The 25505-nt window shown below is 62.9% G+C and carries 23 protein-coding genes and 2 pseudogenes; 13 read left to right on the plus strand and 12 right to left on the minus strand.

The window, feature by feature from the left end; all coding sequences use genetic code 11:
• The first annotated feature begins 238 nt into the window (after positions 1-238).
• The 5 genes from AC1DZU_RS29685 (at position 239) to AC1DZU_RS29705 (ending at position 8028) form a co-directional block, all read left to right on the plus strand.
• The gene (locus tag AC1DZU_RS29685; protein WP_477290262.1) at positions 239-736 is read left to right on the plus strand and encodes a hypothetical protein; all 498 of its coding nucleotides are present in this window, start codon (positions 239-241) and stop codon (positions 734-736) included.
• 18 nt (positions 737-754) lie between these two features.
• Entirely contained in the window at positions 755-2050 is a 1296-nt protein-coding gene (locus AC1DZU_RS29690) for a patatin-like phospholipase family protein (RefSeq protein ID WP_477290264.1), read from the plus strand.
• Between the two features lie 273 nt (positions 2051-2323).
• Positions 2324-3283, plus strand: coding sequence for a DMT family transporter (locus AC1DZU_RS29695; RefSeq protein WP_477290266.1), 960 nt, complete (start codon positions 2324-2326; stop codon positions 3281-3283).
• Positions 3284-3721: 438 nt separating this feature from the next.
• Positions 3722-4828, plus strand: coding sequence for an efflux RND transporter periplasmic adaptor subunit (locus AC1DZU_RS29700; protein WP_477290343.1), 1107 nt, complete (start codon positions 3722-3724; stop codon positions 4826-4828).
• Positions 4825-8028 (plus strand): efflux RND transporter permease subunit, encoded by a 3204-nt coding sequence (locus AC1DZU_RS29705; RefSeq protein WP_477290268.1) that lies wholly within the window; start codon positions 4825-4827, stop codon positions 8026-8028. Before AC1DZU_RS29700 ends, AC1DZU_RS29705 begins: the two co-directional genes overlap by 4 nt.
• 79 nt (positions 8029-8107) lie before the next feature.
• Here AC1DZU_RS29705 and AC1DZU_RS29710 read toward each other — a convergent pair whose 3' ends face one another.
• Both AC1DZU_RS29710 and AC1DZU_RS29715 read right to left on the minus strand, forming a co-directional pair.
• Positions 8108-8440 (minus strand): hypothetical protein, encoded by a 333-nt coding sequence (locus tag AC1DZU_RS29710; protein WP_143748947.1) that lies wholly within the window; start codon positions 8438-8440, stop codon positions 8108-8110.
• Between the two features lie 336 nt (positions 8441-8776).
• A complete protein-coding gene (locus AC1DZU_RS29715) occupies positions 8777-10450 on the minus strand; it encodes a winged helix-turn-helix domain-containing tetratricopeptide repeat protein (protein ID WP_477290270.1) in 1674 nt (557 codons plus the stop codon).
• 89 nt (positions 10451-10539) lie between these two features.
• Between AC1DZU_RS29715 and AC1DZU_RS29720 the strand changes: the two genes are divergently transcribed.
• The gene (locus AC1DZU_RS29720; protein WP_477290272.1) at positions 10540-10917 is read left to right on the plus strand and encodes a hypothetical protein; all 378 of its coding nucleotides are present in this window, start codon (positions 10540-10542) and stop codon (positions 10915-10917) included.
• 148 nt (positions 10918-11065) lie between these two features.
• Here AC1DZU_RS29720 and AC1DZU_RS29725 read toward each other — a convergent pair whose 3' ends face one another.
• Positions 11066-13054, minus strand: a complete 1989-nt coding sequence (locus AC1DZU_RS29725; protein WP_477290274.1) for an AI-2E family transporter — start codon at positions 13052-13054, stop codon at positions 11066-11068.
• Positions 13055-13398: 344 nt separating this feature from the next.
• Here AC1DZU_RS29725 and AC1DZU_RS29730 point away from each other — a divergent pair, with 344 nt between their 5' ends.
• From AC1DZU_RS29730 to AC1DZU_RS29740, 3 genes are all read left to right on the plus strand, one after another.
• On the plus strand, positions 13399-13752 hold the full coding sequence (locus tag AC1DZU_RS29730) for a hypothetical protein (RefSeq protein WP_477290276.1): 354 nt from the start codon (positions 13399-13401) through the stop codon (positions 13750-13752).
• A 97-nt stretch (positions 13753-13849) separates the two neighbouring features.
• Complete coding sequence (locus AC1DZU_RS29735) at positions 13850-14095, plus strand: DUF982 domain-containing protein (protein WP_095091344.1); 246 nt, start codon at positions 13850-13852, stop codon at positions 14093-14095.
• Positions 14096-14228: 133 nt separating this feature from the next.
• Positions 14229-14462: a DUF378 domain-containing protein gene (locus AC1DZU_RS29740; RefSeq protein WP_095091343.1), complete on the plus strand. Its 234-nt coding sequence runs from the start codon at positions 14229-14231 to the stop codon at positions 14460-14462.
• 88 nt (positions 14463-14550) lie between these two features.
• Here the strand turns inward: AC1DZU_RS29740 and AC1DZU_RS29745 are convergent, their stop codons facing one another.
• The 3 genes and pseudogenes from AC1DZU_RS29745 to AC1DZU_RS29755 all read right to left on the minus strand — a co-directional run bounded on the left by AC1DZU_RS29745 (position 14551) and on the right by AC1DZU_RS29755 (position 16870).
• On the minus strand, positions 14551-15621 hold the full coding sequence (locus tag AC1DZU_RS29745; RefSeq protein WP_477290279.1) for a D-alanine--D-alanine ligase family protein: 1071 nt from the start codon (positions 15619-15621) through the stop codon (positions 14551-14553).
• Between the two features lie 23 nt (positions 15622-15644).
• Positions 15645-16252 (minus strand): annotated as a pseudogene (locus AC1DZU_RS29750) (C39 family peptidase).
• Between the two features lie 198 nt (positions 16253-16450).
• Positions 16451-16870 (minus strand): VOC family protein, encoded by a 420-nt coding sequence (locus tag AC1DZU_RS29755; protein WP_477290281.1) that lies wholly within the window; start codon positions 16868-16870, stop codon positions 16451-16453.
• A gap of 377 nt (positions 16871-17247) precedes the next feature.
• Here AC1DZU_RS29755 and AC1DZU_RS29760 point away from each other — a divergent pair, with 377 nt between their 5' ends.
• Positions 17248-17502 (plus strand): hypothetical protein, encoded by a 255-nt coding sequence (locus AC1DZU_RS29760; RefSeq protein ID WP_477290283.1) that lies wholly within the window; start codon positions 17248-17250, stop codon positions 17500-17502.
• Positions 17503-17520: 18 nt separating this feature from the next.
• On the opposite strand, the gene AC1DZU_RS29765 is transcribed toward AC1DZU_RS29760, so the two are convergent.
• The 4 genes and pseudogenes from AC1DZU_RS29765 to AC1DZU_RS29780 form a co-directional block, all read right to left on the minus strand.
• Positions 17521-18720: an aminotransferase-like domain-containing protein gene (locus tag AC1DZU_RS29765; protein ID WP_477290345.1), complete on the minus strand. Its 1200-nt coding sequence runs from the start codon at positions 18718-18720 to the stop codon at positions 17521-17523.
• Positions 18721-18862: 142 nt separating this feature from the next.
• Positions 18863-19315, minus strand: coding sequence for an N-acetyltransferase family protein (locus AC1DZU_RS29770; RefSeq protein ID WP_477290285.1), 453 nt, complete (start codon positions 19313-19315; stop codon positions 18863-18865).
• Positions 19316-19484: 169 nt separating this feature from the next.
• Positions 19485-19772, minus strand: a pseudogene (locus AC1DZU_RS29775) (GIY-YIG nuclease family protein).
• Positions 19773-19961: 189 nt separating this feature from the next.
• Complete coding sequence (locus tag AC1DZU_RS29780) at positions 19962-20450, minus strand: hypothetical protein (protein ID WP_477290287.1); 489 nt, start codon at positions 20448-20450, stop codon at positions 19962-19964.
• Positions 20451-20559: 109 nt separating this feature from the next.
• On the opposite strand from AC1DZU_RS29780, the gene AC1DZU_RS29785 reads away from it, so the two are divergent.
• Positions 20560-21156 carry a DUF922 domain-containing Zn-dependent protease gene (locus AC1DZU_RS29785; protein WP_477290289.1) on the plus strand — a complete coding sequence of 199 codons (597 nt, stop codon included), beginning with the start codon at positions 20560-20562 and terminating at the stop codon, positions 21154-21156.
• Here AC1DZU_RS29785 and AC1DZU_RS29790 read toward each other — a convergent pair.
• Positions 21128-21691 (minus strand): RBBP9/YdeN family alpha/beta hydrolase, encoded by a 564-nt coding sequence (locus AC1DZU_RS29790; RefSeq protein ID WP_477290291.1) that lies wholly within the window; start codon positions 21689-21691, stop codon positions 21128-21130. The two genes, AC1DZU_RS29785 and AC1DZU_RS29790, sit on opposite strands and share 29 nt — an antisense overlap.
• A 108-nt stretch (positions 21692-21799) precedes the next feature.
• Between AC1DZU_RS29790 and AC1DZU_RS29795 the strand changes: the two genes are divergently transcribed.
• On the plus strand, positions 21800-22279 hold the full coding sequence (locus AC1DZU_RS29795; RefSeq protein ID WP_477290293.1) for an Lrp/AsnC family transcriptional regulator: 480 nt from the start codon (positions 21800-21802) through the stop codon (positions 22277-22279).
• Between the two features lie 38 nt (positions 22280-22317).
• Here the strand turns inward: AC1DZU_RS29795 and AC1DZU_RS29800 are convergent, their stop codons facing one another.
• A complete protein-coding gene (locus AC1DZU_RS29800; RefSeq protein ID WP_477290295.1) occupies positions 22318-23856 on the minus strand; it encodes an acid phosphatase in 1539 nt (512 codons plus the stop codon).
• A gap of 252 nt (positions 23857-24108) precedes the next feature.
• On the opposite strand from AC1DZU_RS29800, the gene AC1DZU_RS29805 reads away from it, so the two are divergent.
• On the plus strand, positions 24109-25341 hold the full coding sequence (locus AC1DZU_RS29805) for a cytochrome-c peroxidase (RefSeq protein WP_477290347.1): 1233 nt from the start codon (positions 24109-24111) through the stop codon (positions 25339-25341).
• Positions 25342-25505 lie beyond the last annotated feature (164 nt).

Below are 25505 nucleotides of genomic sequence, written 5' to 3' on the forward strand. Positions count from 1 at the left end.
AGGCGATAGCAATGCCGGAGACATTATCTCTCGTTGACCGCTTTCTTCGATCTTGTGCCGCGATGTTCGCCGGACCAGGGGACATCTCCCACGACTATGTCGGCAAGATGCTGCTCACGGCGTTGCATGAGGCGCAATCCGTGGCGCGCTCATACGACACCATCACAGTGGTTCGGGCCGGAAGCGTGACATCGTCAGCAATACGCCTGAACATTTCAAGATCGGAGGGAGTTTCGGATTGGCGAGGATCCACTTCATCAAGCCGGCGTCGACCGGAAACTTCAAGAGCAACTCCATGACTTTGGATCCCGCGACCATCTCGGCCCTACCGGCATTGGCCGGCTCGGCCATCGGTGCCTTGTCATCCGTCGCCACGACCTGGCTCACCCAGTATCAAAAGGATCATATGCAGCGGCTCGAACAGAAAGGCTCGCATCGCGAGCGGCTGTTCGGCGAGTTGATCGACCAGGCATCCAAAACCTATGCAGATGGCATCGTCCAGGAGCGCCTGGATGACCCAGCCAAGCTTGTTCCCATGTATGCCACCATCAACAAGCTACGCCTCTTTGCCGCGCCCAACACGATCGGTGCCGCCGAGGCGGTACTCGAACGCATCATAGAGACGTACGAGTCGCCTTCGACCGCTCCGGAGGCGCGGAACACGCATGTCGCCGCCCATGACATCCTGCGCTCATTCGCGGAGTCCTGCCGGATAGAGTTGGCTCACCTAAGATGACATCCAAAGGAACTTTCCATGCCGGTTACCTATGAGGGTCCGCACGTGCGCCACGTTGGATTGGCAGCCATCCCGTGCATTCTGTTGCGGGTGAGCGAGGTAATGCGCAACCTCAGGCCACTGGAAGCTCTCCTTAGATTCTCCCTCCTTGGCCTGTGCGCAACCCAGCTCGCAGGCTGCATTGCAGCCTATCCCCGCGATGGCGTGCCGACAAAACACATGGCCACAGCCGAAGTGAATGGCTTCTCCGGTGACATACGTGCCTGGGGCGATTCCTATGCAAGTGTCCCGGCCGATCGTCTCGTCCTATTTCGCAACGAGCGGTTAGAGGCAGCAAAGACCGACACATCCATAGATCCGCGAGAGCTCAATGTGCTGACGCTTTCCGGCGGGGGCAGCAGCGGCGCCTTCGGAGCAGGAATTCTCACCGGATGGACCAAGGCCGGGACCAGGCCCAAGTTCGACATTGTCACCGGCATTAGTACTGGATCTTTGATCGCGCCATTTGCGTTCCTTGGGCCTGCATACGACGATCAACTCAAGCAAAGCTTCGCCACAGTCAAGGATGCCAACATCTATACCAAGCATAGCATCCTCGGCGTGCTGTCGAGCGCCTCCTTCACAAGCAATGCCCCGCTCGCCAAGATGCTCGACGAATACATAACCCAGGATATGCTCGATCAGATCGCCCAGGAATCAGCGAAGGGACGGCGCCTCTTCATCGGAACAACCAACCTCGATGCGGACCGAGCGGTAATCTGGGACATGGGTGCTATTGCTGCGAGCAATCGGCCGGACCGGTTGAAGCTCTTCAAGCAAGTCATCCTGGCTTCCACATCCATTCCCGGCATTTTTCCACCGGTCGAACTGGAAGTGACCGCGGCCGGCAAGACCTATCACGAAATGCATGTCGACGGTGGCACCAGCAACGAGGTCTTTCTCATGCCCGCTGGGCTGAGCCTGCGCGAGCTCGACCAGACGTTCCACGCTCGGGTCAAGGCGCAGCTTTATATCATCCGCAACGGCCGGACGACGCCGGAACCCAGCATCGTCAAGGCCACACTGCCCGACATTGCCGAAAAAGCCGTCTCTTCCCTCATCAAGACGCAAGGGATTGGCGATCTCTACCGGCTCTACGCTGTCGCCAAGCGAGACGGCATCAACTACAACTACATAGATATCCCGACCGACTTCACGGTCGAAGCAAAAAGCCCGTTCGACAGCAAGTTCATGCGTGCACTGTACGAAAAAGGCTACGAAATGGCCCGCGACGGCGTACCGTGGAAAACGGTGCCACCCGGATTTTCGAAATGAGCAGGTTCGGGCCGGTAGACGATGTCGAATTTGGCCGGCCTGACCCAACCGAGGGCCGGACATACCCGAAGCCGAGGCGCGCCTGTCCGCGCTCTATGTGCAGCCTGTCCTGCACAACCCGCTCGGCATCACCATGCCCGCCGCCCGGCGCGAAGAGCTGGCCCGGCCGAGCTCTGATTCCTTTTCGACCTCATCATTTCAAAACGAATGCACGACCCAACGACGCAGGCTATATTGCCCCTCGGGCCGACGTCATCGAAGGGAGGGCATGACATGCAGGCAATGCCGATAGCGCATCAAGCCGCGCAACCCGTGGTCGGGCCCATATCCTCCTTGACCGGCTATCCGACCGCCGTCCTGTGCTGGCTGCTTTCGGCTGGGGTCTATATTGCGGCCAAATGGGTGGCGCCCGAAATGCCGCCCTGGGGCCTGTGCTTCTGGCGGCTGACACTCGCTTGCGCAATCCTGCTACCGATTGTGCACCATCATCACGACGCGATGATCGGGCTTTTGCGAACTCGCGCCTTGGAGGTCGTCGCCGTGGGGGCGATCGGCCTCACGCTGTGCCAGGGTATGATCTACCATGGCCTCAACGACACCGACGCCACCACGGCCGGCATCATCATGGCGCTGTCACCTGTCATGACGATGGTGCTCGCCCGTTTCGTGCTTGGCGAGCCGCTCGGCCTGTGGAAGTCGCTTGGCGCGCTGGTTGCGCTCGCCGGGATGATTTTCATCGTTGCCCACGGGAACCTGACGGCGCTGCTGCAACTCAAGTTCAACGCCGGCGAACTGTGGATCGTCGGCAGCGCGTTCTGCTGGGGCCTGTACACCGTGCTTTTGCGTCGTGCCAAATTTGGCATCGAACTCCTGCCGATGGTCGTGCTGCTGCTCGGCGCCGGCGCGCTGGTCGCATTGCCTTTCCATTTGTGGGAATTGTTCAACGACGAACGCTCCGCCTTGGACGTCCACAGCATCCTCGCGCTCGCCTATCTGGCAGGTCCCGGCGGCGCCTTGATGTACTATCTCTACAACAAAAGCGTGGAAACGCTCGGCGCGAGCCGGGCAAGCATGTTGCTCTATCTGCAGACGGTGTTCGTCGCCATACTCGCCTATCTGCTGCTCGGCGAGGACTTGCACGATTACGATCTGGTCGGTGCGGCCCTCATCGTCGCCGGCATCGTACTCGCCACCGTGGTCAAACCCAGGCCGGCTCAACCACGCGTGGCGTAGAAATCTTGCGAGTGACGGCGAGGAAGCGCGGCAATCAGGTGCTCCCTCGAACCCGTCCCGGCTTAAGGCTGCAATAGCTCCTTCATAGTAACCGGCGGAAGTCTGAGCCATTCCAATCATCCAGAAATACCAACCGGGAGCGCGAAGATCTAAGCGCCGCGCCTCTGCGCACGCTTTCGATCGGCTTTAGCCCGGTGCGGGGCAGCCACAGGGTGGACATTTCAGCCCACATGGAAAATGATCATGTTGCCATGCACAACACTGCAGTGCTCTGATCTCGACGAAAAGCCTGAGCGTAGAAGCGGATCAACCGACCTCCGGGTCCAGCGAGCGAGGACGCAAATGGACACCCCTGAGGATCGCGACGCGGGCGGGCGAACCCGTCGACCGGCCGGCTGGCTTGCCCGCGCCGCCGTGTCGGCGGCATTCCTGCTCGGCATGGCTTTCAGCAGCACCGCGTTTGCGCAGGACCAGCAGCTACCCGTGGTCACGGCGGCCAAGCCGGTGGTCCGTGAAATCGTCGAAGACGACGAGTTCGTCGGGCGCTTCGAAGCCGTCGACGAGGTCGCCATCCGTTCGCGCGTCAGCGGCTATCTGGACAAGGTCAGCTTCCAGGACGGCGCACTGGTCAACAAGGGCGACCTGCTCTTCACCATCGACCAGCGTCCGTACCAGGCGGCCTATGATGCCGCCAAATCGCAAGTGGACGTCGCCAAGAGTCTGCTCGAATTCTCCAAGATGCAGCTGGATCGCGCCGACGAACTCGCCAAGACCGGCAATATCTCAACCGCGACGGTCGATGACCGCCGGCGGGAATACCTTTCGGCGCAGGCGCAGATGCAGGGCGCGACGGCGGCGCTGACGACGGCCAGCCTGAACATGGAATTCACCGAGATCAAGGCGCCCTTGTCCGGCCGCATCGACCGCCGGCTGGTGTCGGTCGGCAACCTCGTGCAGCCGGATTCCACCTTGCTGACGACCATCGTTACGCGCGATCCGATCGACTTCTATTTCGACGTCGATGAGCGCCTGTATTTCAGCTACGCCCGCGACGCGAAGGAGCGCGGCGGCAGCATGCAGGAAGGCGCTGGCGGGCTCGAGGTGGTGGTTCGCGTCGCCGACCGCGCGGAGGCAGTTTTCAAAGGCAAGCTCGATTTTGCCGAGAACCGGATCGACAACGCGACCGGCACCATGCGGGTGCGTGCAACGTTTCCCAACGCCGACGGCATTCTCCAGCCAGGCATGTTCGGGCGCATCAACGTGCCGGGGTCGCTGCCTCATAGCGGCATGCTGGTGCCCGACGAGGCGATCGGCGCCGATCAGGATCGCCGCATCGTGTTCCTGGTGGATGAGGCCGGGATGGTGACGGCGAAGCCCGTGCGCACCGGCCCGCTTCTCGACGGCTACCGGGTGATCCGCCAGGGCCTGACCGGCGACGAGACGATCATCGTCAACGGGCTGATGCACGCCAGGCCCGGCACCAAGGTGAAGGTCGAGATGGTGACGTTGCCGCCCAAGGCCGAGACCGCCGGGTTGCAGCAATGAGGTTCGCACATTTCTTCGTCGACCGTCCGATCTTCGCATCGGTCGTTTCGATCGTCCTGCTGATCCTTGGCGGGATTGCTTATACCCAGCTGCCGGTCGCCCAATATCCCGAGATCGCGCCGCCGACCATCGTCGTTCGCGCGCAGTATCCGGGCGCCGACGCCGAGACGGTCGCAGCGACGGTGGCAACGCCGATCGAGCAGGAGATCAACGGCGTCGAGGGCATGCTCTACATGTCGTCCTATTCGTCGGGCGACGGGGCGATGGGGCTGACCATCACCTTCAAGCTGGGCACCGATCTCGACCAGGCGCAGGTGCTGGTGCAGAATCGCGTGTCGATCGCCGAGCCGCGCCTGCCCGAAGAAGTCCGCCGCCTCGGCATCACCACCACCAAGAGCTCGCCCGACCTGATGATGGTCGTGCACATGCTGTCGCCCGACAATACCTACGACCAGCTCTACGTCTCGAACTACGCCCGCTCGCAGGTGCGCGACATACTGCTCAGACTCGACGGCGTCGGCGACCTCACCATCTTCGGCGAACGCGAATATTCGCTTCGCATCTGGCTCGATCCGGAAAAACTGTCCGCCCTGGGGATGACATCGGGCGATGTGGTGCAGGCGCTGCGCGACCAGAACGTCCAGGTGTCGGGCGGCTCTATCGGCGCGCCGCCGACCAACACCGGCACGGCGTTCCAGTACACGGTCACCACGCAAGGCCGCTTCAACGACGCACGCGACTTCCGATACGTGATCGTCAAGTCGACCGACGACGGCCGCCTGATCTCGCTGCAGGACGTGGCGCGCATCGAGCTCGGCGCCAAGGATTACATCACCAACTCCTATCTCAACGGCAAACCGGCGGTGGCGCTCGCCATCTTCCAGCGGCCGGGCACCAATGCGCTCGCCGCAGCCGCGGAGATCCAGGACAAGATGAAGGAGCTTTCCCGCGACTTCCCGAAGGGGTTGAGCTACGACATCGTCTACAATCCGACCGAGTTCGTCGCCGAGTCGATCCGGGAGGTCTACAAGACGATCCTCGAAGCCATGCTGCTGGTCATCATCGTCATCATCGTCTTCCTGCAATCGTGGCGCATGGCGATCGTGCCGATCGTGGCGATCCCCGTGTCGCTGATCGGCACGCTGGCGGTGCTTTACGCCGCCGGCTTCTCGCTCAACATGCTGACGCTGTTCGGCCTCGTTCTGGCGATCGGCATCGTCGTCGACGATGCGATCGTGGTGGTCGAGAACGTCGAGCGCAATATCGCCAGAGGGCTGGCGCCCAATCCGGCGTCGCACCTGACCATGGACGAAGTCGGAACGGCGGTCATCGCGATCTCGCTGGTGCTGATAGCCGTGTTCGTGCCGACAGCCTTCATACCCGGCATTTCTGGGCAGTTCTACCTGCAGTTTGCGATCACCATCGCGGTGTCGACGGCGATCTCGGCATTCAATTCGCTGACGCTTTCGCCGGCGCTCGCCGCACTGCTGTTCAAGCCGCACCAGGCTGCGGCGGCGCCGCCGCGCTTTTTCCCGGCGCGGTTCGCACGGGCGCTCGCCGACGGCTTCAATCGCGGCTTCGACAGGGTCGCCCATTGGTATTCGAGCATCATCCGCGTGCTGGTCGGCTCGTGGATAACGATCGCCGCTATGCTGGCCGTTTTCGCGGCCCTCATCTGCGCCACGGTCTACATGGTGCAGGCGGTGCCGCGCGGTTTCATTCCGTCGCTCGACCAGGGCTATGCGATCGTCGTTGTCCAGTTGCCGGACGGCGCCTCGCTGTCGAGGACCGATGCGGTCATCCAGCAGGCGTCGCAGATCATCCAGAAAACGCCAGGCGTCGACTACGCAGTCGCCTTCGCCGGCTTCTCCGGCGCGACCTTCACCAACGCCAGCAACGCGGGCGTGATCTTCGCCAGGTTCAAGCCGTTTGACGAGCGACTGAAAGCCGGCCAGTCGGCGACCAAGGTCATCGGCAATCTGTTCGGCAGCCTGCAAAGCATCAAGGAAGCCTTCATTATCGCACTGCCGCCGCCGCCGATCCGCGGTGTCGGCAATGCCGGCGGCTTCAAGCTGCTGATCCAGGAGCGCAACAGCGCCGACATGCGGCAGGTCCTGGCGCTCGCCAACGACATCGCCGGCAAGGCCAACAAGACGCCGGGGCTGACGGGCGTGTTCACGACGTTCTCCGCGTCGAGCCCGCAATTCTTCCTGGCGATCGATCGCGACAAGGCGCGCATCCTGAACGTGCCGATCCCCAACATCTTTGAGACGCTGTCGATCAATTTGGGCACCGCCTACGTCAACGACTTCAACGCTTTCGGGCGCGTGTACCAGGTGCGGGCGCAGGCCGACCAGGCGTTCCGCCTCGATCGCGCCGACATCTTGAAACTGAAGGTGCGCTCGGCGACCGGCGCGCTGGTTCCGCTCGGCACGTTGATCGAGATCCGCGACGTCACCGGCCCGGCGCTGGTCCAGCGCTACAACATGTACGTCTCGGTGCCGCTGCAGGGCAACGCCGCGCCCGGCGTTTCCACGGGCGACGCGCTGGCATTGATGGAAGGGATCACGGCAAAGACGCTGCCGGCCGGTACCTCCTACGAATGGACCGAGCTCGCCTATCAGGAGCGCAACACCGGCAATGCCGCTGTCTATATCTTCGGACTATCGGTGCTGTTCGTGTTCCTGGCGCTGGCGGCGCAATATGAAAGCTGGGTGCTGCCGTTCGCCATTGTGCTGGTGGTGCCGCTCGGCGTGCTCGCGGCGTTGCTCGGCGTGTCTTTCCGAGGGCTGGACAACAACATCCTCGTGCAGATCGGCCTCATCGTGCTGATCGGGCTTGCCGCCAAGAACGCGATCCTGATCGTCGAATTCGCGCGGCAGGCGCAGGAACGCGGCCTGTCGGCCGCCGAGGCTGCCGTCGAAGCCTGCCGGCTCAGGCTGCGGCCGATCCTGATGACCGCCTTCTCGTTCATCCTCGGCGTCGTGCCGCTGATGATCGCAACAGGCCCGGGCGCGGAAATGCGCCAGTCGCTCGGCACCGCGGTGTTCTCCGGCATGCTCGGCGTCACCTTCGTCGGCCTGTTCCTGACGCCGGTGTTCTACGTCACGCTCAGGTCGCTGTTTTCACGGCGCAAGCCCCGTGCCGAGGCCGCGCCTTCGGGGCCGGCAGAGGCGCCATCGGAGACGGCCGCCAAGTAGGTTACGAATTCGCCGCGCCTGGCGCGGCTTTATCGGCGCGGCGCGGCAACGATCCCGGTAGCGACGCGCAGTATTGACCTTAACCTGGGAGGAGTAGGGAGATCTTCACGCGCGGCGCGAAAAAACAACGCAAATACAACTGATTGGTAACGACGTAGGTATTCTCGCAGATATGGTACTGGTCGTCCGGGGATTCCTGAACGCGGTCCCGCGGGATGATGAAGTTATGCGGCAAGTAAATGTAACCGCCGTCGACCCTCATCCGCACCGAAGAACGAGGTATGGCGCGGCAATCAGAACCACCGCAACACTTGAATTTCGTCTGCGGATCGAACTTGTTTTCGTACCAATCATGGGCGCTGGCGACTGTTGCGGCGGCGATACACACCGCCGTGACGATGAACCTTCGCATGGCCTTCCTCAACTATCTGGCAGGCGCTGCTCCTTCGAGCGTCCATGTATATTAGCGTTCCATTAGAAATGCCATTGGCTCCCAACTGCCCAACGCCAGCAAGCGAGGCTCGCAACTGAACGACTGTAACGCGCCGCATGTCCGCCATAGAGGCAAATTTTGTCTCCGCCCAGAAGCAGACATCGCGGATGAGCAAGTCGGAGTCGCGCCAATTTCCGACGTTTGCACTCAGTTGAAGGATGATCTTGCTTTGAGGGCAACCACCGCCCGCAACACAAAGGCTTCAACGGTTTTTATGCGGCCAATTGGCTCTGCCGGACCGCACACGGTCGGCAGTCACTCCGGCAACCCCGCGATCCGCATGTGTCCGATCCAGCGCTCGAGGGGGCCAGGGGCGGTCCAATTCTTCTCCCACTGCTTGCGTTGTTTGCTAATGGAGTCGCCGGGCGAGTCTTTGAGGAAAACCGCAAGCGCTTCCTTTGCCTCCCGCTGGTTTCCCAGACAAGCGTAGATCCCCGCAAGCATTCGGTGTGCGCCGATCGGGATTGGGGACATTTTCCGCATCGCCGTTAGCGCAGCCCCGCAATCGTTCTTTTCATAGAGCGCCCAGCCCATGTCCCAGTTGTACCAGTCGGGGTAGAAGGGATCGATGCCTTTGGCCTGCTCGATCCGATCGATCGCTTCGTCGATGCGGCCGGCAAAGAGCAGCGGGGCCGCACTGCCCTCGAGGATATTCGAGGCGCTGGGGTTCAGGGCGATCCCCTGATCGAACTGCGCAATGGCCTGCTCGATCTCGCCGGCTTCAGTATGGATTTGGGCTCGGATTTGATGCGCGTTGGCATCGTCCGGAGCGAGCTGGATGGCCTTGTCGGCGTACTCTGCGGCCCGCTTCAACGCCTCGTCGGGGTTGTTTTCCTGCTTGTGCCAGAATACCGAGTCAAAGCGATAGGACCAGGCCAGCCCGATATAGCCGAATTGGGAGTTCGGATCCGCTTCAATCGCCTTGAGGCTGAACTGCCGCAGCAGTTCGTTCCCCGCGGCAGAAAAATCCTTTTCGTTCGCGGCAGACCCCATCAGGAGATAAATGAGCGCGCTAACCCGGGCCGCGTCGCTCTGTGGCAAGGGTCGCTCGATCCTTTGCCCGACCCGAGCCGCAAGCGTGCGGATGATCTCCTCCTGGACGACGAAAAGATCGCCGATCTCCCGGTTGTAGGTGTTGGCCCAGACATGCGATCCGTCATGCGCATTCAGCAACTGCGCGGTCACTTTCAGCCGGTCTCCGGCCTTCTGCTGGCTGCCTTCGAGCAGGTAGTCGACGCCGAGTTCTTCGCCAATCTGCCTGATGTCAACCGGCTGGCCGCGGTACCTGAAGCTCGAGTTCCGGGCGATGACGGCATAGGTCTTGCTCCGCGCCAGCTCGGTGATGATCCCCTCGGCGACGGCATCACTGAGATATCCCTTGTCCCCGCCAGCACTGAAGTCGTCGAAGGCAAGGATTGCAATCCTCGGCATGTCGCTCGAACGAACTGGAGCGGCTCGCCATGTTTCCGCGCCGTAGTATGCCCCGATCGCTGCCGCGACGAGAACGACTGCAACCAGAATGAAGCCGCGCTGCGAGAATCGTGTCTTGGCACGTTCCGTGCCGGCCGCGGTGTTTGGGTCCGCCGCGTCCGATGGATCGGCATTCAGTCGGTAGCCTCTCTTGGGCAGGGTTTCCACGATCGCATGCGCGTCGTCCCTCAATGCGCGGCGAATATCGGCAATGCATTGGGTAAGGCTGTCGTCGGTCACGAAGGTATCGGGCCAGACCGCCCGCATCAGCGCGTCCTTGGACACGATCTCGCCCGGTCGCGCCGCGAGCATGCAGAGCACCTCGGTGGACTGGCTGCGAAGATCGACCGCTTTACCGTCGACGGTTCGGAGTTGCTTGCTTTTCGTCAGCGAGAAAAAACCGCCGAATGTGATCGTTTCAGCAGGTTTCGGGTCAATTTCAGAGGCCTTTCGGGACATTTCACCCTCTTGGCGCGCTCCCTAGCTTATCCCTTTCGGCCTTCGCTTCCAAGTGATCCCACCAGTGCCGGATTGGACGGGAGGATGACATGAAACGCGCCAAGCTCATCATCGCTCTCGCCGTGCTCGTGACAGCGCAAACGGCTGCGAAAGCGGATACCCGCATCGCGAAACTCTGCGGCTCTGACCATGTCAACGAGGCAGCCTCAGCCGACGTCCGTCCCAACCCCGGCGGTTATTATGTCGCCAGCCTTAAGTCGATGGATGACTGCATGTTCACCGCCATCGCTGTCACAATCCTTCTGACCAACCAGGGGGAGCTAATCAGGGTCCCCCAAGTGAAACCCATGACCTCCATGGCCGAGTGCAGAGCTTGGACCCATCAACAGGAGTTCATGCGCGTACTCCCCGGCTATCTCGCCAGCTTCCATTACTGCGATTACGCATCGGAGGCATCAAAACCATGACCTTGCAGGTCTTGGCTGTTCACGCTTGGACCGAAGGATGGCACCGGCGCGACCAAGGTCGTCGAGATCGGACCCCGTCCCGCCGGTCAGGGCGAGCGCGTATTTGCTGCGCGCAAATCGGGTCGGTGCGCCCGGTGCCAAGACGCCCCTAGCTCACGGTTGCTGCCTGGACCTTTTTGGGCGCGGCCCGCTGCCGGCGCATGCGGCGTTTGGCGATGAGCTTGAGGGCAACCGGCGGCTCGGTTGACAGCGCGCCGACCACGGCGTCGACCATGCCATGGGCGACGAAATCCGCGTTCATGTCCTGGGCCAGCCTGGCGGTCGCCTCCTTATCGTCATTGCCGGTTTCCGACCAGAACACGATACCCACCCGCAGCGCCGCCTTCGCACGCTTCAGCCGGCGAACCAGGAAACGCGCGTGCTTGACGGAATCCCGGTTCAGGAAGCCGACCACGACGGTGTCGACGGCATCGAGCTCGAGGCGGCGAATGCTCGCCGGTTCCATCTCGGCGAAGCCCGCTTTCGATGCGGTCGCACCCTGCACTTCCAGCACCTGCGCCAGCATCGCGGCGGCGGCATCGTCGAGCTCGCCACGTCCGCCGGCGCAAAGCACCGACATATCTGTGCCATCGGGCAGGTCGGGCTCGTCCTCGCCGGCGCCATCGCCATGGTCGCCGGGGTCCCCGGCCTCGGGCGAGTCATCCTCCTCGGCCGCTTCCTGTTGCGCTTCGTCGTCGAGGTTGGCCACCAGCGTCAGGGCACTGGCCGCCACCTGCCGTCTTTGCAGGTCGCCCATGACGCCGCGCGCGCGGTCGCGCTCGCCCAGCAGAAGTGCCGGAATGGCCACCTTGTCGTAGAATTCGAAAAGATATTTCTCTTCCAGCATCTCCTCGGCGTGGTCGGTGGCTTCCTCCGGATCGCCAGCCAGCAGCCGCTGGTAGAGGCGCGCATGGGGCTCGAGCACGGGCTCGTTGCCGAACAGCACGTCGAGGAATTCGAACTGCGGCACATGTCTGCCCAGCACCACCAGGCAGACGGTGAGCGGCGTCGACAGGACCAGCCCGAGCGGCCCCCAGAGCCAGGTCCAGAAGATGGCCGCGACGATGATCGCCAGCGACGACAGCCCCGTTCGCGAGCCGTAAAGCCAGGGTTCGACGACGTTGCCGGTGACCAGTTCCATCACCACGAACAGGGCGGCCGTCCACAGGACGAGCGACCAGCCGGGCGCCACGGCCAGCGCCAGGAACAGCGGCAGCAGCATGCCGATGGCCGGGCCGATATAGGGAACGAAACGCAGCGCCAGCGCCAGCAGACCCCACAACAGCGCATTGGGAATGCCGAGGATCCACAGTCCAGCCGCAATCGGTATGGCGTAGACGATGTTGACGACCAACTGCATGAGCAGATAGCGGCCGACCCGCTTGGCGGCATCCTGAAGCGCCTCGGTGGTTCGGTGAAGGTCGCCATAACCGACAAGCCGGATGAAGCGGTCGCGCAGATCCTCCCGTTCGAGCAGCATGAAAATAACCACGACGATGATCAGTCCGGCCGATCCGAGCGGGCTGATCAGCGGGCCGACGATGCTCTGCAGGACTTCGAGCGGCCTTTGGCGCGCGACGATCTCGACCGGCACCGGCTCGCGCGCCGGCTTGTCTGGAGTGGCCGCCGGCAGCGAAGCGTCCTGCCTGTCGATCTCCTGTCCGACACGCTCGACCACGTCGCTCAACCTGGCAATGATGCCTCCCCCGACGCCGGTTTCCTTGAGCGAGCGGATCTTGGTCAGGATGTTGATCTGGTAGGTCGGGATGTTCTGCGCCAGTTCGCTGACCTGCGTAGCGACAACGAAGCTGAACAGGGCGAGTGCCGCGAAAGCGCCCAGCACGCTGACGATGACAGCCGCGATCCTGGGGATGCCGATGCGTTTCAGCGCTGCGACCAGCGGCGCGAGCGCAAAGGTCAGCAGCAGCGCGATGGCGATCGGCAGGAAAACCTCGCGCCCGAAATACAGTGCCGCCACCGTCGTGACGGTGGTCGCCACATTGGGCAATGACGTTCGCGGGTGGGGCGCGGCGGCCGAAAGAATGTCCTCCAATCCATGCGCCGGAGACGCCATGCCGTTTCGACGATTGGTCGCCACTTGGTCTCTCCCCTGCCAACGGTCATGATCGGGCATATTGAGCCGGCGTGCAACTTTCGCCGGTGACGAACTGCTCGTCACCGGCTGCAGGTCGATGATCGGGATGGCGCGAGATGGCCGCGCGACGAAGCAATGGCGCCGGAAATCTCCGGCCCGAGCTATCGGCCCGCGCCATGGCGATGGTCGACCGGTAGAACGAGCACGTTGCGCTGGAAACAGACAGTCATGCCTCTCGGTAAATCAACGGCGCCGAGAACTGTATTCCCCAAGTCTCATCGCAGCGTCCCCTTGTCGCTAGGAGGCTTCTGTGTACTTCTCGAAAAAAATCCTGGAGAGCACCCTGTATGAGACTTACAGTGTTAGTCGCGTTGGCCACGGCAGCAACTGGATGTGTGAGCTCTCCTGTCGAATATGGAGCGTCGCTTTCGACGCAAGACCCGAAATGGGTATCGCCGGAATGTCAACAGGCCCGTGTCGACGCTTCGAACTATGATGCTCGCGAAAAAGAGCATCCCGGTTGGGGGACTGGTGTGTTCCTTGGCCCCTACGGACTAGGGCTGGCAGCAGCCATCAAGGAGCACGAGCAAAAGGAGCGAAAGATCTTCGCCCGCGAAATCCATTTGCGGTGCTCAAGTTTGCCGCTGCCGAAGGAACTGGAGGGCGAGCCGAGCCCTCCGGCCACGACAAAGTATCCATAAGCCAAGTTGCGCGACGATCCTCACGCTACAGTGATTGGCGGCGATGCAACCTCGCGCCGCCAGAAGCGTTTACGACTGCAACGCAGTCGAGGTTCCAATGCAAACCGCATGGTTCTCCAAACCCGTGGTGGTTTCGGTCGGCGTAACCGGGTCCACCCGCAACCTGTCCAACACCGAGCAGGCCATTGAATTGCTGACGACACATTGGCGCGATGCCGGCAGCCTGAAACATCAGTCCGCACTACGCGCCTGCCGCCGGGCCACGAGCGGCGAGGTGTCCCCCGATATCGCCAGGGAGGCGTTTGTCGAGGCCGCGCGCGAAGCGCATATCCTGGTCGAGTAAGTCGGGTCGGGTAAGCTGGTTGCATTCACGGACAATGGCGCCCGTTCACAATTTCGTGATCGAAGGAACCGTTTGAAACGGAAGGCGTTTTTTTTGCAGACGTCTTTTTGTCAGGCAACCTTAGGAGGCGTTTATGCGTAACATGAACCTCGTCACCCTCGCCCTGATCATCCTTGGCGGTCTCAACTTCCTGTCCATGGGTGTAACGGGCTATGACGTAATCGGCACTGTCCTCGGCGGCGCCATGCTGGCCCGCCTGGCCTATCTGATCATCGGCCTTGCGGCCATATGGCAGCTCATGCCAGGCTTCCAGAGCTTTACGGTTGGCGAAGTCGATGCCGAAAGGCATCTCCATCATCATCCATGACCGGTAAGATATGGGGCGGCGGAAATCCGCCGCCCCATATCCCGTAAAGGCCGATCAGGCGGCCGCCATCAGCGTTCTCTGGCGAGGCTTAGACCGTTCGCGCCCCATGCCTTGCCAGCGCGTGCTCGATCAGCACGTCGATGGTCTGGCTGTAGCCTATGCCTGATGCCGCCAGCGCCTTGGCATACATCGAGATGTCGGTGAAGCCGGGAATAGTGTTGACCTCGTTGACGAGCAGCGAACCGTCGGCGCGCAGGAAGAAATCGACGCGCGCCATGGCTTCGCAGCCGAGCGCCTGGAAGGCCTGCCGTGCCATGTCGCGCGCCCTGTCGGCAACCGTGGCCGGGACATCGGCGGGCACCTTGACCACCGCACCGTCGGCATCGAGATATTTGGCCTCATAGGTGTAGAAGCCGTGCTTGCCGGCCGGAATGATCTCGCCGGGCAGCGACACCGTCAGCGTGCCGTCGGCTCGTTCCAGCACCGAGCACTCGATCTCGCGTCCCTCGACAAATTCTTCCACCAAAACCTTGTTATCATGTTGGAAAGCCGCCTCGACGGCTGCGGCGAAGCTGGTGCCGTCGGCCGCCCTGCTCACCCCGAAGGACGAGCCCTGGCGCGCCGGCTTGACAAAGACCGGCAGACCCAGCCTTGCCCTGGCGTCTTCGAAGGAGACAGGCTCGCCGCGGACCGTGACGGAGCGGGCGACGGCAAGGCCGGCCTCGCCCATCAGCCGCTTGGCGACATCCTTGTCCATGGCGGCGGCCGAGGCGAGGATGCCACAGCCGACATAGGCGACATCGGCGACTTCCGCATAGCCCTGCACCGAGCCGTCCTCACCGAACGGCCCGTGCAGCACGGGAAAGACGACATCGACGGGGCCGGGCTGCGTTCCATCCCGCGACACGGCGACCAGCCTGCCCTTGCCGCCGGGCAATAGCGCGACCTCCACGCCGTCCGCGGATACTGGAGCCCCTGCCGCATCGCCGACGGACGAAGCTTGCAGCAGCCACCTACCATCCCTGGAAATGGCGATCGGCACGATCTCGTAGCGCCTCCGGTCGATTGCCTTCAGCACATTGGCGGCCGAAAGGCGCGACACGTCATGTTCGGCCGAACGCCCGCCATAGAGGATGGCCACCCTCGTCTTGTCCGTCATCGAAATCCCTCAACTGATAGAAATCAAATGGCAACCGCAATGCCGCGATTGGCGAAGAAGCGGTCGAAATCGACCGCCGCCAACACTGCGTTCTCCTGTGTGGCGCTGGCATGGCCGGACGGATTGTGAAAGCGGAAACCCCTTGTCCGACGCCGCGGTGACCAGCACCAGATGGCCTCCCTTCGCCGGCGGCTCGCGCTCGGGCCAGCGGATCCAGCTGCTGACCGAAGCGATGAAAAACCGCGACCGCGCCAGGATCGCCGGAATGTCCGATGTCGCGACATTGGTCATCACTTCGGCCCCCATGCCGAAGGAATTTGACGAAGGGTGCATAGATCAGCCCCTTGATCGAGCCCTCGTTGACGACATAGCCGCCATATCTAGTGCAGCGCCTGGCGAGCTCGACAGTCGGCACGATCTCGCCGCGCGTCGCCAGGATCATCTTCAGGCACGCCATGCCGCAGATATTGGCGGCCCAGACCGCGTATTCGTCCGGTGTCTCAGCCCCCGAATTCTGCCACAACGGATCGCGCCGCAGCGCGACTTCAGCACCTTCGGCCAGCACCTCCATGGTCATGTCCGGCGTTTCCCACTGGCTGAAAAACGGCACGGTTTCAGGCAGTGGACTCATGCGCTTCCTCGATCAGATTCGGATTCTCATAAACGAGGATACACGGCGATTGGAAAGCCACTCAGAGACCGTTTCGAAATTCTGTCTGGCGGTTGAGGCTTCGAGAACCGGAGCGCCGCGGACATTTGGGTCTGTGAGCACCGGAAGCGCAAAAAACGCCGTTAGATGGCCGCCGGAGTAGAATTTCCCAATAGTCTCTCAGAACGTGATTGTCACGGACGCGGCGCTGCGCTTTGCCGGGCCGTGATGCACCGCCTCGATGTTGTTGCCGTCCGGATCGAGCAGGAAGGCGGCGTAGTAGCCGGGATGATAGGGCCGCTCGCCCGGCGCGCCATTGTCCGTGCCGCCGGCTGCGAGCCCGGCCTTGTAGAACGCATCGACCATGGCGTGGTCCCTTGCCTGGAAAGCGAGATGATGACGGCCGGTGAGCTTTCCCTGCGCCGCCCGGCTGTCGGCGCTGGAAACGAACAGTTCGTCGGCCCAGAAATAGTCGTCGCCGACACCGCCGATCGGTACATCGAGTACCTGCAGGACCGCCTCGTAGAAACGCCGGCTGGCGGCGAGGTCCCTCACCACGAGCTGGATATGATCGATAAGCCGGCCGCGATGCAGCTCCATGAAAATTCCTCCTTGTGAGCTTGCGAACTTAGGTCAGCACAGGGCGGCGTCAACACAGGTGCTTGCCGACCGCCAGGTCCCACCACACGTCCGGCCATGGAGCCCTCCGTCGATCCTTCAAACAGAAAAGCCCGCCGGGAGGGGGATCCGACGGGCCTTTGGAAAGCTGGTACCGAGCTTTCAGATGTCTGACGGGGGTCAGACACGGTGAGAACTTTTATGTGCCGCAGAGGTTCCATTCGAACAAAAAAATTGCCAACGGGTCGTCGAATTCACGCAAATTCAAGCGGTGGAGGCGATTTCTTTTCGCAAAAACCCTCTCCGCTGGAACTTTCTCTGCCAAGGCAAGTTTTGAGGCGCGGCTGGGAGGAATCAAATTGGACAGTTTTCAGAGGCTTGAGGCGCTGGTCGACAGCGCCGGTGTCGACGACGTCGAAGAAGCAAACGCCTTGCTGCATCGCTTCAAGGGCAGATCGCAGAAGATCACGGCGGCCATCGACGAGTTCATGCTCGATTTCATGACACTGGTTTTCGTCGTCGAAACCGGCGAGGAAGAGTTCGAAAAACCAATCCGCAAGCTGGCTCGCAGCCGGCTTTCCAAGCTCAACCACATGGTGATCGTGGCGGCGTAGGGTGTGCCCTGCGTGGGCTCACCCCTTCAGGATGGCCGCCAGCCGCGGTATGCCCTCGCTCACCGCGCGCCGGTCGGCGAGCGTGAAGGAGAGCCGCAGCGTGTTGCGTCCGGTTGCGTCGGCGAAAAACGCGCTGCCGGGCACGAAGGCGACGCGCGCCTCCTTCACCGCCCGCGCCAGAAGTGCCGTGGCGTCGGCCCCCTCTGGCAGCGTCACCCAGACGAACATGCCGCCTTCCGGACGGCTCCAGCTCACGCCTTCAGGCATGTTGGCTTCAAGTGCCGCGAGCAGGCCGTCGCGGCGCTCGCGGTAGGCGCCGATGAGCTTTTCCACCTGGCCGTCGAACACGGCTTCGGCGACGCGGTGCATCACAACCTGGTTGATCGACGGGCTGTGCAGGTCGGAGGCCTGCTTCATCAGCACCAGCTTCTCGACGATATGGCGCGGCGCGCAGACCCAGCCGACACGCATGCCCGGCGAGAGGATCTTCGAGAACGAGCCGCAATAGAGCGTGCGCGCCGTGTCGATGCCGCCGGAGCGAGCACAGTCGAGCGCCAGGATCGGCGGCACGCCCTCGCCGTCATAGCGCAGCGCGCGATAGGCGGCATCCTCGATGACGGCGATGTCGAGTTCGCCGGCGAGGTCGAGCACCGCTTCGCGCTGCTGGCGGTTCAAGGTTTGGCCGGTCGGGTTGGCGAAATCCGGCACCAGATAGGCGAACTTGACCTTGCCGCCATTCGCGGCGGCGGCCGCGTGATAGGCCGCCGGCGTCATGTTGCCGCCTTCGACCGTCAGCCGGTCGTAGCGCGGCTCGTAGGCGTTGAACGCCTGCAGCGCGCCGAGATAGGTCGGCCATGTCACCAGCGCGGTATCGCCCGGCGACAGGAACAGTTTGCCGAGATAGTCGAGCGCCTGCTGCGAGCCGGAGGTGATGAAGATATTGGCCTCGTCGCAGGCAACGCCGAGCTTGCCCATCTGCCCGGCCAGCCAGCGCCGCAACGGCAGATAGCCTTCCGAGACCTGATACTGCAGCGCCGCAGCCGCCTCGCCGCCGCCGAGCACCGAGGCATAGGCGTCGCGGATCGCTTCGGCCGGAAACAGCGCCGGATCGGGAATGCCGCCGGCAAACGAGATGATGTCGGGCTGGTCGAGGAGCTTCAGCAGTTCGCGGATTTCGGACGCCTTCATGCGCGACGAGCGCGAAGCCAGCAGATTCATCAAGGTCAAGGCGCGCCTCCCGCGACATTTTTTATATAGGTCAACCTGACTGACCTATATCACTCCTCCCCGGCAATTTGAATAGAGCCTGACAGCCTTCCGCTATACGCCAGTTGGCGCCGGCCCGGAACCACGCCGGGCATCACAAGGTCTTCTTGTAGCCGAGATGGCTGCCGGTAAAGCCGAGATCCTCGTAGAAGCGGTGCGCGTCCGAGCGCGACCTGTCGGTGGTGAGCTGGACCAGACTGCAGCCGCGCGCCCGGCATTCTCCGATCGCCCATTCGAACATCTGCCTGCCGATGCCGCCCGAGCGCCTGTGGCCGGCGATGCGGACCGCCTCGATCTGCCCACGCCAGGCGCCCCTGCGCGAGAGGCCGGCAAGAAAGGTGATCTGCAACGTGCCGATCACCTCGCTGCCGTCCACGGCCACCGCCAGCAGCTGATTGGAATCGGCGTCAATGGCATTGAAGGCATCGACATAGCCCCGCGCCAACGGCAGCGAGGCGTCCTCGCGGCCGGCGCCCAGCGGATCGTCGGCCAGCATGGCGACGATCGCGGGGACGTCTGACGCTTGCGCTCGGCGGAATTCGATCATGCGTCGAGATATCGCGAGCTGCCGGCAGCGGCAAGCGGGCTCTCCTTCTCCCCCTGGGAGAAGGCCTTCGTCATCCTAGGGCGGAGCAGGAGCGAAGCGACGTCGCGGAGACCCTAGGATCCATACCGTGACGCCTGCGATGGACCAAAGCGGTCCAAGATCGAGCGCCCTACCACCCCGTGCCACGAAACAGCTCGAACCACTCCGGATTGGGCTTTTTGATCAGTTCGATCTTCCATTGACGAGACTAGCGCTTCAGCGATTTCTCGCGCTGGATGGCATCGGTGATATCGAAATATTCTTCGTACCAGACCAGCCGCTGCACGCCGTAGCGGCTGGTGAAACGCGAACCCTCGCCGGATTTGTGTTCTGGCATGCGGCGGCCGAGATCGTTGGTAACACCGATATAGATGGTGCCGCCCTTCTGGCTTGCAGTCATGTAGACATAGCCGGTCATAGGCCAAGGCTACCGGGCAATTCTTCAGCCGAACATCCTGATCCGTTGCATTCTTCGGCCGGCGTCACGGCATGGATCCTAGGGTCTCCGCGACGTCGCTTCGCTCCTGCTCCGCCCTAGGATGACGAAGGTTTGGGGGTCTGAAGGCCAATCGCAGATGTCGGAGCCAATGCGCCGCCAGCATCAGCCTCAATCCGCATCCCCAGGCTTAGCCTTGCCGCACTGCGCCAGCACCTTGCCTATTGCCGCGCTCGAGCCCTTCAGCGGGAAACTGGTCTGGCCGTATTTGGCGGCGCTGACCAGCACATCGCCTTTCCCGCGCAGCAGGTCGAGCAGCGGATCGGCTTTGGCCAGGTTCACCACGAAGTAGTTGTACATGGCTTCGAGCTGCAGCGTCTTGGTTACCGTCTTGCCGTCGGCCTTGAAGTCGAACGGGCCGCTAATGCCGGGCTCCAGCTGCTGGCCGGTGGCGCCGAGGTCGTAGCTCAGCACCGGCGTGTCGAAACAGGCCAGCATCAGATGCGCATCGCCTTTCGGCCCGCCGCAGACCGAGGCGGTCAGCACGCTGCCGCCCTCGTCCTCCTCCATCTCAGCGCTCCAGCCGCCGCAGGACGCGGCCAACGCCGGCTGTACGGCCTGCAAGGCCGCCACCATACCCGCGACGATCAGATATCTCATGACTTCCCCCTCAGGCATTTGCGGCCGCACCCATCGGCATTCTATAGGAAAAGCGGTTCCGTGGCATCGCCCGTCGCGGCGTCCAGTCCTGATTGTGCGGAGAGCGGTGTTGAGAGCCTGTGTTCGTCTGTGTCTGTCGCTGGCCGCCCTGCTGGCCTTGCCGCTCGCCGCCCATGCCGACTGGAAGCCGGTCGAGAAGGTCGAGACCTACGCCATATCAGGCCAGTCCGGGCCGGAACTCTATCGCGCAATCGGCGACAACGGACCGAAGGTCGGCATTGCCCGCGCCATCGCCCATACCAATTTCAAGCTGACCTGGACCAGGGACTATCAGGCGCGGGCCGGAGCCTGCGTGCTGGTCTCGGCACGGCCGAAGCTCATCATCACCTACACCTTGCCCAGCCCCTCCTCGCCGCTGCCGCCAGCAATCCAGAAGAACTGGGAGGTTTTCATCGCCGGCGTCAGCGCCCACGAAAAAGTGCATGGCGCCACCATCGTCGACATGGTGCGCAAGATCGAGGCGGCGACCGTCGGCCTCAGCGTCGCCGATGATCCCAAATGCAGCAAGATCCGCACCGAGATGACGAAGCGCCTGTCCGAACTGTCTCAGGCACAGCGGCAGGCCAGCCGCGATTTCGACCGCATCGAACTCGGCCAGGGCGGCAATCTGCAAAAACTCATCCTTGCCCTGGTGAATGGCGGCTGACGCTAGCCTCAGAAACCAGACCGTCGAGAAGCGCAAAACCTTCCGGCCAGTCGCCCAGGTCACTCTGCGCATTGATGTGGCCGAACGCGCCAATGATGGCCATGCCGCTGCCCCACTGCTTCGCCCTCGCCTCGGCATAGTCCGGCGCGCCATAGGGATCGTTGGTGCTCGTCACCACCAGCGAGGCAAAGCGCAGCCGGCCCTCGGGAATTTTGGCAAAGGCCATGCCGTAGGCCGGGAACACGGCCGTCGCCGGATCGGGAACACCGACCAGCAACGCCGCCTTGACCGGGCGCCGCGAGATCTTTTGCCAATGCGCGATCAGCAGGCAGGACAGGCTGTGCGCGACCAGCACCGGCGGCTCGGGCGCCTCGATCACGGCAGCCTCCAGCGCCGCCAGCCAGTCGGTGAAATCCGGCAGGTCCCAGCTCGACGGCTGGAACCGCCGCATCGCTGGATTGGCGCTTTCCCAACGGGATTGCCAGTGCGCCGGGCCCGAACCGCCGCTGCCTGGCAGGATGATGAAATGCGTCATGTCGCCTTGCTCCTATCTTTTGAAGGAGCATGGTGGTGTCTTGCCACAATCCCGGGAATGGGAAAACATCGGAAAAGTCGCGGCATTTCCGATGGATTCAAGGTGGCCATGAAAAACAACGATGAGCGCGCGCCGCTCGACCCGACCGATATCGCCATTGTCGAAGCCATGCAGGAAAACGGCCGCATCGGCATGTCCGAGCTTGGCCGCCGGGTCGGCCTGTCGCAGCCGGCGACCTCCGAGCGGGTGAAACGGCTGGAGGAGCGCGGCATCATAGCCGGTTACACCGCGGTGATCGATCCCGTCGCACTTGGCCTTGGCATGATGGCGATCATCCGGGTGCGCACCACGCATGAGCACATCCGGCCCTGCCTGAAGCAGTTCGCCGAGATGCCGCAGATCACCGAGGTGCACCGGCTGACCGGCGAGGATTGCTTCATCCTGAAAGTGGTCGTTCCCTCGCCGGCGCAGCTTGAAACCATCGTCGACGCGGTGGCCCGCCACGGCGCTGTCACCACGGCGCTGGTGCTGCGCAGCGAGGCGCCAAAGCCGATCGGCCGCGACCTGATCCGGAGATCAGGCGGCTAGAGCAATGAGATCGCGCCGCACCGAGGTCCTGAGCTGCCCTAGCGGCTGAGATCGAGAGCCGCGCTCAAATCGCCCATCGGCGGCTGGTCGTTGTTGCGCAGCGCCTTGTCGCGGGCGACGATGCCGGGCAGAACCGGCAAATCGTAGCGCGCAGTGATGAAGCGCAGGATCGACGTCGTGTCGTATTGGGTGTGGTCGACCGTGCCCATCTTCGCATACGGCGAGATGATGAAGGCCGGGATGCGGTTGCCCGGCCCCCAGCGGTCGGCCTTCGGTGGCGCGACATGGTCCCAGAACCCGCCATTCTCGTCATAGGTGACGACCACCAGCATATGGCTCCATTGCGGGCTTTTCTCCAGGTGCGAGACGACGTCGGCGAGATGCTGGTCGCCGCTCGCCACATCGGCGTAGCCGCCATGCTCGTTGAGATTGCCTTGCGGCTTGTAGAAACTCACCGCCGGCAGCTTGCCGTCGTCGATCGCCTTGATGAATTCGGCCCCGTCGAGGCCGCCATCCCTAAGATGTTCGGCCCGCGCGGCCGTGCCGGGCGCGTAAGCCGCGAAATAGTTGAATGGCTGGTGATGGAACTGGAAGTTCGGCACCGGCGTCGCGTTCTTGCCGTCGAGCGCTGCCTGCCAGGCGCCGGAGTACCAGGCCCAGCTGACGCCCTTCAGCGACAACAGGTCGCCGATGGTGATGTCGTGCTGCGGCGGCAGCGTGGTCGGCTGCGCCGGATCGGCAAGTGCCTTGTCGCCGCCTTCGGCCGGCTTGTTGGCGCTCGGCTGGTAAGGCGGCTGCATTGTATTGACGGCGTAAAAGTCTGGGGTGATGGCGCCGTCATTGACGAATTTCGGCGCGCCGCCGAGCGCCGAGGCCGGCGAATTGTCGGCAACCTTCAGCGTCGTGCCATCGGCCTCGACCACGGCGATCTGCCCCTTGACCGGGCTGGTGTCGGCGTTGGGATAGACCGGCACGCAGGCGCAGGCGAGCATGATGTGGTTGAGGAAGGAGCCGCCGAAGGCGCCCTGGAAGAAATTGTCGGCCAAAACGTATTTCTTCGCCACCGCCCACATCGGCAGCACCGAGCCGTCATAATGGCCCATCACCAGGCCGCCGGAATCGGCCCAAGCGACGAACTTGTCGTTCTTCCCGCCGTCGATCTGCATCTGCTCCTGATAGAAGCGGTGCCAGAGGTCGCGCGTGATGACGGAGGTCTTCTCGTTGAAGCCGCTGGCGTCGTCGATGGCGAAGCTGGCATTGCTGAGATGCGCCGACTGCGCCTCGGTCACCGGCGGCGTTACCCCTTTGGCGGTCAGGCCGCCCCAGGCCGGCGGCAGTTCGGTCAGCGGCTTGCCGTCGCGGTCGAGCTGGCGCACCTGGCCGGCCGAAAGGTTGGCCAGGCCGTTGGCGCCGGGGAAGCCGCCATAGAGATTATCGAAGCTGCGGTTTTCGGCATAGATGACGACGACCGTGTCGATCTTGTCATAGCCGGGAGGGGCGGCGATGGCTGTAGCCGGAATCGAGGCCAGCGCCGTGCCGGTCAGGCAAAGCGAGGTGAAAAGCGTGAACCGCGTCATGGGAGGTCCTCATGGCTAGGGTGATGGCTAGAGGGCAGTGCATGGCTCGGGGCGACGAGCCATGGCTGCAGACGCTAGGTCGATGCCTTGTCACCTTTGTGACATTTATCGCCCATCCGAACACGGTTGCGTGAGCGGGTGGACCGGTCATCAATCCGTTGCAGTGCGGACCTAATTCCGGAACAAACCGGGCTGAACCTTATGACGGCAAGACGATGGAAAGGCCTGATGACCGCGGCCGCCGCGGCATCGATGTTTGGCCTCGCCACGATCCTGCCCGGCAACGCCGTCAGCGCCGGAAGCGGCAGCGTCCACCCCGGACCGATGTCGCGCGCGGATGCCTTCGCGCGGGCGCAAGCGCTGACAGCGCTTGGCCGCAAGATGTTCTTCGACCCGTCGCTGTCGGCTTCAGGCAAACAATCCTGCTCGTCCTGCCATGATCCGCACCATGCCTTCGGCCCGATCTCGGCCGCACCGGTCGAGATGGGCGGGCCGAAGCTGAACCAGCCCGGATTGCGCGCCGTACCGTCGCTACGTTACCTCCAGGCGGTGCCCGCCTTCACCGAGCACTTCTACGATTCCGAGGATGAAGGCGACGAAAGCGTCGACAACGGCTCGACCGGCGGCCTGACCTGGGACGGCCGCGCAGACCGTGGCCGCGACCAGGCCAAGATCCCGCTGCTGTCGCCATTCGAGATGGCCAACAAGGATGCCGCCGCCGTCACCGCCGGATTGCGCAGGTCGGCATATGCCGATGAATTCAGGGCAGCCTTCGGCGACACCGTGTTCGATCATCCAGACGACGCCTTCGACGCCGCCGCCGAGGCGCTCGGCACCTTTGAACAGAGCGCCGCCGACTTCTATCCCTACTCCAGCCGTTACGACGCCTTTCTCGCCGGCAAGGCGACGCTGTCGGCGCAGGAATTGCGCGGCCGCGCGCTGTTCGAGGGCGAGGCCAAGGGCAATTGCGCCAGCTGCCACCTGAGCGAACCCGCCAATGACGGCGAGCCGCCGCAGTTCACCGATTTCGGCCTGATCGCCGTCGCCGTACCGCGCAACCTGGCCATCCCGGCCAATGCCGACCCCGCCTATTTCGATCTCGGCCTCTGCGGGCCGCTGCGCACCGACTTCCATGGCCGGGCTGATTATTGCGGCCTGTTTCGCACGCCGACGCTGCGCAATGTCGCGCTCCGCAAAAGCTTCTTCCACAATGGCTATTTCCACACGCTGCGCGACGCGGTCGCCTTCTATGCCAGCCGCGACAGCGATCCAGGCCACTGGTATCCCAAGAATGCCGACGGTACGATCAGGAAAAATGACGATTTGCCAAAGGCTTATTGGGCCAACCTCAACCAGGACCCGCCCTTTGGCAAGAAGCCGGGCGACAAGCCGGCGCTGACCGACCCCGAAATCGACGACATCGTCGCCTTCCTGCAAACGCTGACCGATGCGGATCAGCAGGGCGGGGCTGTGCCGGCGAAATGATCCCCCCGGGCCTTGCGCAGGCCAGTCTCGCACCCGCAAAACAGGTTTCTGGATCTTGCCGGATTTGGTGTGCGGCGGCGCTGGGGCAGCAAGGACCGACATTTGCAATGGCGCTTCCTCATTAGCGCTTCCTAAACTGCTCTGGGGTATCCCTTACCAATTGA

The organism is Mesorhizobium sp. P2_A12 (assembly GCF_056405075.1).